The organism is Desulfatiferula olefinivorans (assembly GCF_054657895.1).
On record NZ_BAAHXV010000046.1, the window covers coordinates 1 to 11,874 of the forward strand.

The window sequence follows — 11,874 nt, forward strand, 5'->3', positions numbered from 1 at the left end:
ACCGTCCAGCGCCGTCCGGGAAATTACATGGTAAACGCTCTTTTGATCCGAACTGAGCATACGTGTTGTTCGCGGCATGACGGGGTGCCCTCCTGAATGATCATGACATTGCGGTTGAATTGATCATTTCTTTCATATCAGGAGGAACGTAACTCTGTAAAGGGATATGATGCATTATTTGACTGTCCCCAATTGGACATGGACGCGGTTCCTGCGTGCACATTACTATCAATCCTGAATAATTCGACTGATTAAATCGTTTTTTTGTCGTGTTATCAATTATATTGCATGACACATTATCATTTAGTTATTCATTTTATTTATTTATTTGTACTATTGAACACGGAGACAGCGGGGCGATACGGCCATCACCTTCGGGCCTGACCGTAAATTGTTTCGATGGATGGTTGTGATATGGTTCAATGTATGATATTCAATAAAATCAAATTTATCAGAAAGAGTTTCCCGACTGACGCCTTGTCTTTTTATCAGGACGGCTTTGATATTCAGGGAGGGAATCAGCCGGTTGTCATGTCGTTTATCAACGTGAATAAAAGCATAATATTGAATGCTTCATTTATCTGAAAACAACAAGGTTTCAAGCGTTTTTAAGAATATGATCATGATAAAAATCAATGGATCAGATTAGTTGTCATATTCATCATTAAATAGCATGCAATATTGTGTTTTTTTAAATTTCTCTGTTTTTTTAACTTTATCTGTTTAATGTCATCATACAAATGAACCATGAAAGGAAACATACACACATGGGCAATCACACGGTGGAAAAAATCGGGGGAACGACCATGTCCCGATTCAAGGACGCACTGGACAATATTCTTGTGGGCAGCCGAACGGAGGAAGACCTCTACAACCGCATCATTGTCGTGTCGGCTTACGGCGGAGTGACCGACAAGTTGCTCGAACACAAGAAAACAAAAAAATCAGGTGTTTACGCCTTATTTTCAAGTTCAGATTCATCCTGGACCTGGGGTGACGCCATTTCCAAGGTATCGGACCACATGTGTTCGATCAACGCCCAGCTCGAGCCTCTGGGTCTGGACCTTCTGTTCGCCGACCGGTTCGTCAAGGAACGCATCGAAGGGGTGCGGAGCTGCCTGCTGGACCTGACCCGGCTCTGCTCCTACGGCCATTTCCAGCTTGAAGAACATCTGATGACGGTCCGGGAGATGCTCAGTGCCATCGGCGAAGCCCACAGCGCCTACAATACCTATTCCATCCTGCGTTCCATGGGAATCAATGCCCGGTTCGTGGACCTGACCGGCTGGCTGGAAACGGACAACTTTTCGTTCGACGAAAAAATCCTGCACCACTTCGCCGGCATCGATTACAGCCGTGAACTTCCCATCGTAACCGGCTACACCCAGTGCCGTGAGGGGATCATGGACACCTACGACCGGGGGTACAGTGAAATCACCTTCAGCAAAATCGCCGTCCTGACCGAAGCCCGTGAAGGCGTGATCCACAAGGAATTTCACCTGAGCAGCGGAGACCCCAAAATCATCGGAGAAGACAAGGTGGTCACCATTGGACGGACCAACTACGACGTGGCCGACCAGCTGTCCGACCTCGGCATGGAAGCCATCCATCCCAAAGCGGCCAAGGGTATGCGCCAAAGCGGCATCCCCCTCCGGGTCCGGAACGCATTCGACCCTGACCATCCGGGAACGTTCATCGAAGACACCTTCAAATCCGAATCCCCCCGGGTGGAAATCATCACCGGCCGGAAAGGTGTGATGGCCATCGAATGCAAAGATCAGGACATGATGGGCCGCTATGACCACGACGCGGATCTGCTCAGCCATTTCATCAAACATCAGGTGCGGTACATCGCCAAGGACACCAACGCCAACACCCTGACCCATTATGTGGCCGAACCCCTGGACGTGATCAAGAAGATCACCCATTCCATCCAGAAGGCCTACCCTGCGGCGGAAATCATGAACAAAAAAGTGGCCCTGGTTTCGGTCATCGGCAGCAACATGGCCTTTCCGAAAATTATGTCCGGAGCCGTCCAGGTGCTCGAAGACAACGGCATCACCGTGCTTTCGGTCCACAAATGCCTGAGAAACGTGAACATTCAGTTTGTCATCGAAGAAGAGTTTTTCGAGAGGGCCATCGCCCTGCTGCATGAGGCCCTTATAGAAAATCCGATCATTTAGCGGAGGCCTTTCCCGGACAGACGCCATGATTTTCCTTGCCCATCGACGCCTTTCCTGATAATTTTGTCAGTTTCATTGGATGTTCATTTTTAACGGCCGAAGGAAGGCGACATGGATTTCACAAGTGTTTTGGATGTTCAGGAACGGCTCGAAGGGGTGGAGTACATCTCTTCCCGGGAAATCTCAACGGTGGTTTTTCTGGCCCAGGCCACGAAAAAGCCCATTCTGGTCGAGGGGCCGGCCGGGGTCGGCAAAACCGAACTGGCCAAAAGCGTGGCCAAATGCCTGGGCCGGGAGCTGATCCGGATGCAGTGCTACGAGGGCCTCGATGAGTCCAAGGCCCTGTACGAGTGGGAATACGCCAAGCAGCTTCTGTACACCCAGATGGTCAAGGAAAAAATTCACGACGTGGTCTCCGAAGCGGCAAGCCTCAAGGACGCCGTGGACCAGATCGCCGGCCATGAGGACGCGTTTTTCTCCGAGCGTTTCATCCAGACCCGTCCCCTGCTCCAGGCCATCAAATCGGAAAAGCCCGTGGTGCTTCTGATCGACGAGGTGGATAAATCCGACCCCGAATTCGAAGCCTTCCTGCTTGAGCTTCTGAGCGACTTCCAGGTCTCGATTCCCGAAATCGGCACCATCAGGGCTGTCACCCATCCCTTTGTTTTTCTGACCTCCAACAACTACCGGGACATGAGCGACGCCCTCAAGCGACGCTGCATCCACCTTTACATCGACTACCCGGCCATCGAAACCGAGATGCACATTGTCAAGATGAAACTGCCGGGCATGGACGAGGCCCTGCTGTCCAAACTGGTCCGCATGGTGGCGCGGATCCGGGATCTTGACCTGAAGAAACGTCCCTGCATTTCCGAGACCCTGGACTGGGCGAAATCGCTTCTGGTGCTGCAGATCGACGACCTGTCCGCCGAGACCGTGGCCGCCACCCTCAACACCATCTGCAAGCACAAGGCCGATTACGAGATCGTCAAGAAAAACATTCTCCACGTGATCAAGCCGGATTGATAATCCTATGGTGAATCTGACGTTGAAATTCGTGTCCTGCTGCCGGGCCGCCGATCTTCGGATCTCCACGGCCGAGGTTCTGGACTGTGTCGCCCAGCTGGATCTGATCAATCCGTTAAGCGAGGACGAATTCCGGCTGGTGCTGCGTTCGAATTTCGCCAAGAGCCGCCTGGAGCAGAGCCGGTTCGACCAGATGTATCATCTGTTTTTCCACGAGATGAAATCCGACCTGACCGAGGTGGCCCAGGATCCGGAAACCGAGCAGATCAGGGACGTCATCGACCGGTTGATGGAGGGCGACGACCTGGACAACCTGGAAAAGGCCCTGGCCGAATTTATGGCCGGAAAGCCCCTTTCCTACATCGAGGAAGTCCACCGGATCCATACCCAGGAGGAAAAGGAGGCCAAAGCCCTCAAGTCCAACATGAGCCAGCTGGCCAGCCGTCTCCAGGTGATGCTGAAAATCAACCAGATGAAGTCCAAGGTCCTCCAGTTTCTCGGCGGCAACCACGCCGTGATCGACGAAGCCCTGAAGAAAAAGGTCTCTCAAGAACTCGGCGAACGGCTGGACAACGCCCTGTCCCTCCTCAACAACGAGCCCCGTCCGGACAACTACGCCCTCAAGGAAGTCAAGCATCACGAAAGTCATTACAACCACATCGGCGAGGTCCCTTTCGCCTCCTTAAGTCAGGAAGAGATCGAAGAGGTCCGGGATGTGATCAACAAACTGGTGCGGAAGCTCGAGGAAATCGCCACCTTGCGGTTTTCCGTCAGCAACCGGGGGGTCATCGACATCAAGAAGACCATCCGGAAATCGAACAAATACCTGGGCGTTCCCATCGAGATCATCTTCAAGGACCGCCCCTTGCGCAAGGGCAAAATCGTGGCCCTCTGCGACGTGTCGGGCTCGGTCTGGTCCACGGCCCGGTTCATGCTGAACATCCTGTATTCGCTCCAGGAATGTTTCAGCAAAATCAAAAGCTACATTTTCGTATCCGACCTGTGCGAGGTGACCGATTACTTCAAGGACCACGATGTCAACAAGGCGGTTGAAAAAATCATGAAGGACGCGCCGGTCAACTACTATGCCCCCACGGATTACGGCATGGCGTTCCAGCACTTCAAAAACCGCCATATGCAGGAACTGGACAAGAAAACCACCCTTCTGATCATCGGCGACGGCCGCTCCAACCACATGAATCCCCAGGATCTCATTCTCAAACGGATGCGTGAACGGTGCAGGCGGGTGATCTGGCTGAATCCGGAACAGGAAAAATTCTGGGGGTCCGGTGACAGTGAAATGTACACGTACAAAGCCCACTGCCATGAAGTCCGGCCCTGCGGCAACCTGAACCAGCTGATCGATTTTATCGAAGAGCTGATCATCTGAGCCGGAGCCGTCCGGAAGGAAGGATAAAACAGCCATGGCCACCGCCCTCACATCCGACAGCCTGATTCTCCAACGACGTGTTTCGGCTTTCGCCCGAACCCACATCGCACCCCATGAAGGGCTACACCGCGAAGACCGTTTCCCCGCAGATCTGTGGGAAGCCATGGGCCGTGACGGACTTCTGGGGCTGACCATCTCCCGGGACTACGGCGGTGAAGGCCGCTCCGGCCTGGATCTGTCCCTGGCCCTGCACAGCCTGGTCCGGGACGGCCACAATCTGGGCATGGGCCTGTCGTTTCTGATCCATCACCTCGTGGCCCGTTACATCATCGAAACCTGGGGGACACAAAGCCAGAAACAACGCTACCTTCCCGACCTGGCCGCCGGCAGGATCACCGCCTGCATGGCCGTGTCCGAACCCGGCATCGGTCCCCATCCCAAACACCTGAAAAGCTCGGCGGAAAAATCCGACGGGGGCTACCTGCTCACCGGCCAAAAAACCTACCTGACCAACGGGCCCATCGCCGATCTGTTCGTGATCATCGCCGTTACCGGTCAGAGTTCGGGCTGGAACCGGTTTTCCGCCTTTCTGGTTCCCCGGGACAATGCGGGGCTTGAGGTGCTGCCCCCCCTGGCCATCCCGTTTTTTAAACCGGCACCCCACGGCAGCATCCATTTCGACCGGTGCCGCGTTACCGCCGAAGCCCTTTTGGGCTCCGAAGGATCGGCTTACGAGGATCTGGTGCTTCCCATGCGCCGACTGGAGGACGCCCTGATGATGGGGGCCGTCACCGGTGCCCTCGAAAAACAGACGGATCTTTTGACGACGGCCCTTCGCAACAGACCGGACCGGCCGGACGAGGCCCTGACCCTGGATCTGGGTCGACTCAAGACCATGCTGGACACGGCCAAAATCCTTTCCTATGAAGCGGCTGCCATGATCGACAGCCCCATCGATCACCCGGACCAGACCTCGTTGCATCTTTTTTTCCGAAACCTGGCCCGGGATTTTCATATCCAGCTCGAGATCATCCTCAACAACGCCCGGATCGACAAGACCGGCCTGCTTGAAACCATCACCAACGACCTGGCGGCCTCGGGGCGCCTGGGCGCCCAGATGGCCAAAATCCGGCAGATGACCCTTGGAGCCGATTTTTTGAACGCCGGATGTGACGCATGACCGTAACAGAAACCATCGATGTCCTGACCGACGACGGTGAAATCACCGGCCGCACGGAGCCCCGGGAGACCATTCACGCGCTGGGGCTCTGGCATCGGACGGTCCACATCTGGATCGTCAACGATGACCGCGATATCCTTCTCCAGAAACGGGCCCAGGCCAAAAAGACCCATCCCGGGCTCTGGGACGTGTCCTGCGCCGGCCACATCAGCACCGGTGAAACCAGCCTGGATGCCGCCCGCAAGGAACTGTTCGAAGAACTGGGCCTGGATCTGTCTCCGGCCGAGCTGATGTTCCTGTTCACCGAAAAGGTCGAAACCCTCCATGATGAGGGCCGTTACATCGACCGTGAATTTCACGACATCTTCCTGGTCCGGAAGAACGTCCCCCTCACCGACCTGACCCTCCAGGCCGACGAAGTGGCGGCCCTGATGTACCTGCCCCTGCGGGATTTCGGCATCAAAATCTTCCGAAAAGACCGGAATCTCGTCCCCCATTTCAGGGAGTACGCCCGCATTCGGGACTGCCTGAGCGCCCTCTGACCGGGGCCCTGACCCGCAAACACCGTTTCCATAACAAATCATTGACAAGACCGGACCAAGCGGATAGAGACATACTATTCAAAGGGGGCGCATGCGGCACGGCATGCGTTTACGGGGATTACATTCATTCACATGTCAGGGATTACCGTCATCGGCCGGATGGAACCGGGAGAGTCTCCTTTTCCCGCCGGATCGTGATCCGGCCCGGAATGAATGACACGGGGGATAGAGGGACATGAAGGTCAGAGGGTCCATATCGGTCGTCAAGGCGCTTGAGGATGAAGGTGTACGGTTTACCTTCGGCATCCCCGGCACACACAACATCGAACTGTACGACGCCCTGGAAGACTCCCGCCAGATCCAGCCCATCCTGGTCACCGACGAGCAATCCGCCTCGTTCATGGCCGATGCGGTCTCACGCACATCCGGCACCATCGGGGTGGTCAACACCGTACCCGGCGCAGGGGTGACCCACGCCCTGTCGGGCATCGCCGAAGCATTCATGGACAACATCCCCCTTCTGGTACTGACCTGCGGCATCCGAACCGACACCGGCAAGTCCTATCAACTCCACGACATCGACCAGCTGGCCATTCTCAAGCCCGTATGCAAGGAGGTCTTTCATGTGGTGTCGCCCCAGGATATCTACCATGTGATTCGCAATGCCGTCCACATTGCACGGTCCCGGACGCCGGGGCCCGTTGCGGTGGAAATCCCCATGAACCACTACCTCAAGACCCATGACATTCCAGGGTATGACTACAACCGGCCGCCCTATGTCCCCTCCTTCCCCACCTCGGACGAACTGTACCGGGCCGCCGACATGCTCAACGAATCGAAACGTCCGGCCATCTACGCCGGTTACGGAGCCAGAAACACGCCCTTCCTGCTTTACGAACTGGCGGAAAAACTCTGCGCACCGGTGGCAACGACCATCCAGGGCAAGGGGGTCTTCCCCGAAACCCACGAACTCTTTCTGTGGAACGGATTCGGCAACTCGGCCCCTCCCTTTGTCCGGCGGATCATGGACCACTGCGACTGCCTTCTGGCCGTCGGATGCCGGTTCGGCGAAGTGGCGACGGCAAGCTTCGGGATCAAGCCCCCGGAAAACATGATTCATGTGGACATCAACCCCGAAGTCCACAACGCCAATTACCACGCCAGACTTCCCATCGTCTCCGACGCGGGCAGCTTCCTCAGGGCGCTGGCTCCCCTTGTCGAACGCCACGATAAAAATATCTCGCTGAGTTCGGAGATCGCCGCCGGACACGCCTCCGTGATCTCCCAGTGGGCGAGCCGGAAAAGCAAAAAAGGCGTCACCCCCTGGCATTTCTTCTCGACCCTCCAAAAATATGCCGCCGAAGACGCCGTCTACACCACGGACAGCGGGAACGGCACCTTTCTTGCTATGGAAATGCTGCGCCTCGAAAAACCGGGCCAGTTTATCGGCCCCATCGACTACTCATGCATGGGTTACGCCGTTCCGGCCGCCATCGGGGCCAAACTGGCCAACCCGGACCGGGAGGTCATCGCTCTTTCCGGCGACGGGGCCCTTCTGATGACGGGTCTCGAGTTGCTGACTGCCGCCAACATGGATGTGGCCCCGGTGGTGTTCGTGCTCCGGGACAGGAACCTCAGCCAGATTTCCCAACTCCAGCGATTCACCCACGCCCGCCAGACCTGCACCATCCTTCCGGACTACAGCGCAAGGGCCTTTGCAAACGCCGTAAACAGCCGTTATTTTTATATCTCCTCCGACGCCTACGTGGAGAAAACCATTCCCCAGGCCCTGGCGGCCGCCGCCGACGGCAAGCCCGTGGTCGTGGAAGTCGCCATCGATTACTCGACCAAAACCTTTTTCACCAAAGGCATCCTGAAAACCAACTTCCTGCGCCTGCCCTGGAGCGAACGGGTCCGCATGACCATGCGCGGCGGAAAACGCCGTCTGGCCAAACGCCGGTTCTGGCTGTGATGACCCGGCGCGCACCTATCTTTCCCGGAACCGCCGTCTGTATGCTTCTTGTTTTGATTGACGCCGACAACCGATAAAAAATGTGGCCCCCGCCGGCAGGGGACGGTTTGTCGCTGCGTTTTTTGTTGGGGTGTCTTCGGACGGGAAGGCGGGGAAAAAGGCCGGGACGCGGTGTTGGCCGCGCCCCGGCTATGGGCATGACGAGGCGTCCGGGTTACATGGTGCTGTGGTAATCCTGGAGGGAGCGGACGTCGGTGTCTTTTTTCAGGCGGGCTGCAATACCCCGGGCGGCGGCCACGGCGGCGGCCATGGTGGTCACGTAGGGAATCTTGAAGCGGATGGCCGTTTTCCGGATGTAGGAATCGTCCTCCTGGCTGGCCTTGCCGCTGGGCGTGTTGATCACCAGCTGGATCTCACCGTTTTTGATGCCGTCGACGATATCCGGTCGGCCGTGGCCGATCTTTTTGATCGCCTCCGCCTCGATCCCGTGCTGGTCCAGAAACCGGCAGGTGCCGTCGGTGGCCAGCAGCCTGAAGTTCATGTCCCGGAACAGGCGGGCCGCCTCGATGGCGCCCGGTTTGTCGATATCCGCCACGGTGAAAAGCACCGTTCCCCCAAGCGGCAGGGTGGTCTGGGTGGCCTCCTGGGCCTTGAAAAAGGCCATGCCGAATGAGTCGGCCAGACCCAGCACCTCACCGGTGGAGCGCATTTCAGGGCCCAGAACCGGATCGACCTCCGGAAACATGTTGAAGGGGAACACCGACTCCTTGACCCCGAAATAATCCGGCGTTCTGGGCTTGAGATCCAGGTCGGCCATGGATTTACCCAGAACCACCTGGGTGGCCAGGCGGGCCATGGGAATGTTGCAGATCTTGGAGACCAGGGGCACCGTCCGGGAGGCCCGGGGATTGGCTTCCAGAATGTACACCGTATCATTGGCGATGGCGTACTGAATGTTCATGACCCCCTTGACCTTAAGTTCAATGGCGATCTTCCGTGTGTATTCCCCGATGGTGTCGATGTGTTTCTTGGCGATGCTGATCGGCGGAATCACGCAGGCCGAATCGCCCGAGTGGACCCCGGCCAGCTCGATGTGCTCCATCACCGCCGGAACCACCGCATCGATCCCGTCGCTGATGGCATCGGCCTCCGCCTCGATGGCGTTTTCAAGGAATTTATCGATCAGAATGGGCCTCTCCGGAGACACCTCCACCGCCGCGGTCATATAGAACCGGAGCATCTCCTCATCGCGCACCACCTCCATGGCCCGACCGCCGAGCACAAACGACGGCCGCACCATCAGGGGATACCCGATGGAACGTGCGATCTCAAGCGCCTCGTCGGTGTTTTTCGCCATCCCGGATTCGGGCTGGGGAATGCCCAGCTTGCGGATAATCTCCCGGAAACGGTCCCGGTCTTCGGCCAGATCGATGGTTTTCGGAGAGGTGCCGATGATCCTGACCCCGGCCGCCTCCAGATCGGCCGCCAGATTCAGCGGCGTCTGTCCGCCGAACTGGACAATGACGCCCTCGGGCTTTTCTTTTTCATAAATGCTCAGCACATCTTCCAGCGTCAGGGGCTCGAAGTACAGCTTGTCCGAGGTATCGTAATCCGTGGACACCGTTTCCGGGTTGCAGTTGACCATGATGGATTCAAAGCCCGCCTCCCTTATGGCCAGGGCCGCGTGGACGCAGCAGTAGTCAAACTCGATCCCCTGGCCGATCCGGTTGGGACCGCCGCCCAGCACCATGATCTTCTTCCGATCGCTGACCGGTACCTGGTCAGGCGCACAATACGTCGAATAATAATACGACGCGTTGTCGACCCCGCTGACCTGAACCGCTTCCCATCCCTGATTCACGCCCAGGCTTTGCCTCTTCGCACGGAGTGTCTCTTCGCTGATCCCAAGGATTTTCGCCAGGTAACGGTCGGCAAAGCCGTCCTTTTTCGCCTGAACCAGAAGCTCATCCGACGGCAGACCGCCCTTGAAGGCCAGAATCTTTTCTTCCAGCGCAACCAGTTCCTTCATCTGTTCGATGAACCAGGGCTTGATGTGGGTCAGGCTGTACAGGTCGGAAACCGTCGCCCCCTTGCGCAGGGCCTCGTACATGATGAACTGGCGCTCGCTGGACGCCTTGCCCAGCATACCCATCAGTTCACCCAGCGATTTCGTGTTGAAATTTTTGGCGAAACCCAGACCATAGCGACCGATCTCCAGAGAGCGGATCGCTTTCTGCAGGGCCTCCTTGTAGGTCTTGCCGATGCTCATCACCTCGCCCACGGCCCGCATCTGGGTGCCCAGCACGTCTTCCACGCCCTTGAACTTCTCGAAGGCCCAGCGGGCGAACTTGACCACCACGTAATCCCCGGAAGGCGTGTATTTTTCAAGGGTGCCGTCGCGCCAGTAAGGAATCTCGTCCATGGTCAGACCGCAGGCCAGAAGGGAGGACACCATGGCGATGGGAAATCCCGTGGCCTTGGACGCCAGCGCCGACGACCGGGAGGTCCGGGGATTGATTTCGATGACCACCACCCGGTCGGTTTTGGGGTCATGGGCGAACTGCACATTGGTTCCGCCGATCACCTCGATGGCCTCCACAATGGCGTAGGCATGACGCTGGAGCCGCTCCTGAAGTTCCGTGCTGATGGTCAGCATCGGCGCCGTGCAGTAGGAATCCCCCGTGTGGACCCCCATGGCGTCGACATTTTCGATGAAACAGACCGTGATCATCTGGTTCTTGGCGTCCCGCACCACTTCCAGTTCCAGCTCTTCCCAGCCCAGAACCGATTCCTCGACCAGCACCTGATTGACCATACTGGCCGAAAGGCCCCGGGCCGTGATCGTCCGAAGTTCCTCCACGTTGTAAACCAGCCCGCCGCCGGTGCCGCCCATGGTATAGGCCGGCCGGATCACCACGGGGTAGCCCAGTTCTTCAGCCACCGTCTCGGCATCGTCCACCGTATTGACCGTCTTGCTCCGCGGCATCTCGATGCCCAGCCGTTCCATGGCGTTCTTGAACGCCGTGCGGTCTTCGCCCCGTTCGATGGCGTCGATGTTGACCCCGATCACTTTCACCCCGTATTGTTCGAGCACCCCTTTTTTCGCCAGTTCCGACGACAGGTTCAGGCCGGTCTGCCCGCCCAGGTTGGGCAGCAGGGCATCCGGGCGTTCCACGGCGATGATCTTGGTGATTTCCTCGACATTCAAGGGCTCGATATAGGTTTTATCGGCCATGCCCGGGTCCGTCATGATGGTGGCCGGATTGGAATTGACCAGCACGACCTGGTATCCGAGACCGCGCAGGGCCTTGCAGGCCTGGGTTCCCGAATAGTCGAATTCACAGGCCTGGCCGATGATGATGGGACCGGACCCGATAATCAGAACCTTGTTGATGTCGTCGCGTTTGGGCATATTCAGCTCTCCTTATAGAATCTCCGCCTTGAAAAGCGGCCGTTCCGGAAAATATTCAGTGACAATGAAATCTGATCGATAAACTTAACTGACATACAGCGAACCCCTTTGAAAATCAAGGTAAAAGACAAGCAAAAACCAGGCGAAGGGATGGAAAACGCCCGCGTTC

The 11,874-nt window shown here is 57.0% G+C and carries 7 protein-coding genes; 6 read left to right on the forward strand and 1 reads right to left on the reverse strand.

Annotated features, from left to right (window positions below; genetic code table 11):
* Positions 1 to 767: 767 nt before the first annotated feature.
* The 6 genes from ACYQ11_RS19865 (at position 768) to ACYQ11_RS19890 (ending at position 8,293) form a co-directional block, all read left to right on the forward strand.
* Positions 768 to 2,183 (forward strand): aspartate kinase, encoded by a 1,416-nt coding sequence (locus tag ACYQ11_RS19865; protein ID WP_459925569.1) that lies wholly within the window; start codon positions 768 to 770, stop codon positions 2,181 to 2,183.
* 111 nt (positions 2,184 to 2,294) lie between these two features.
* Entirely contained in the window at positions 2,295 to 3,209 is a 915-nt protein-coding gene (locus ACYQ11_RS19870) for an AAA family ATPase (RefSeq protein WP_459925570.1), read from the forward strand.
* Between the two features lie 7 nt (positions 3,210 to 3,216).
* Complete coding sequence (locus ACYQ11_RS19875; RefSeq protein WP_459925571.1) at positions 3,217 to 4,599, forward strand: vWA domain-containing protein; 1,383 nt, start codon at positions 3,217 to 3,219, stop codon at positions 4,597 to 4,599.
* A 34-nt stretch (positions 4,600 to 4,633) separates the two neighbouring features.
* Entirely contained in the window at positions 4,634 to 5,779 is a 1,146-nt protein-coding gene (locus ACYQ11_RS19880) for an acyl-CoA dehydrogenase family protein (RefSeq protein ID WP_459925572.1), read from the forward strand.
* Positions 5,776 to 6,321: an NUDIX hydrolase gene (locus ACYQ11_RS19885; protein ID WP_459925573.1), complete on the forward strand. Its 546-nt coding sequence runs from the start codon at positions 5,776 to 5,778 to the stop codon at positions 6,319 to 6,321. Before ACYQ11_RS19880 ends, ACYQ11_RS19885 begins: the two co-directional genes overlap by 4 nt.
* Positions 6,322 to 6,556: 235 nt before the next feature.
* Positions 6,557 to 8,293, forward strand: coding sequence for a thiamine pyrophosphate-binding protein (locus ACYQ11_RS19890; RefSeq protein WP_459925574.1), 1,737 nt, complete (start codon positions 6,557 to 6,559; stop codon positions 8,291 to 8,293).
* A 214-nt stretch (positions 8,294 to 8,507) separates the two neighbouring features.
* On the opposite strand, the gene carB is transcribed toward ACYQ11_RS19890, so the two are convergent.
* Positions 8,508 to 11,705 (reverse strand): carbamoyl-phosphate synthase large subunit, encoded by a 3,198-nt coding sequence (gene carB / locus ACYQ11_RS19895; protein ID WP_459925575.1) that lies wholly within the window; start codon positions 11,703 to 11,705, stop codon positions 8,508 to 8,510.
* Positions 11,706 to 11,874 lie beyond the last annotated feature (169 nt).

Bases quoted from the DNA above. Each gene is read 5' to 3' on its own strand.
- ACYQ11_RS19890 (WP_459925574.1), top strand. From the start codon at position 6,557: ATGAAGGTCAGAGGGTCCATATCGGTCGTCAAGGCGCTTGAGGATGAA.
- ACYQ11_RS19870 (WP_459925570.1), top strand. From the start codon at position 2,295: ATGGATTTCACAAGTGTTTTGGATGTTCAGGAACGGCTCGAAGGGGTG.
- ACYQ11_RS19865 (WP_459925569.1), top strand. From the start codon at position 768: ATGGGCAATCACACGGTGGAAAAAATCGGGGGAACGACCATGTCCCGA.
- carB (WP_459925575.1), bottom strand. From the start codon at position 11,705: ATGCCCAAACGCGACGACATCAACAAGGTTCTGATTATCGGGTCCGGT.
- ACYQ11_RS19880 (WP_459925572.1), top strand. From the start codon at position 4,634: ATGGCCACCGCCCTCACATCCGACAGCCTGATTCTCCAACGACGTGTT.
- ACYQ11_RS19885 (WP_459925573.1), top strand. From the start codon at position 5,776: ATGACCGTAACAGAAACCATCGATGTCCTGACCGACGACGGTGAAATC.
- ACYQ11_RS19875 (WP_459925571.1), top strand. From the start codon at position 3,217: ATGGTGAATCTGACGTTGAAATTCGTGTCCTGCTGCCGGGCCGCCGAT.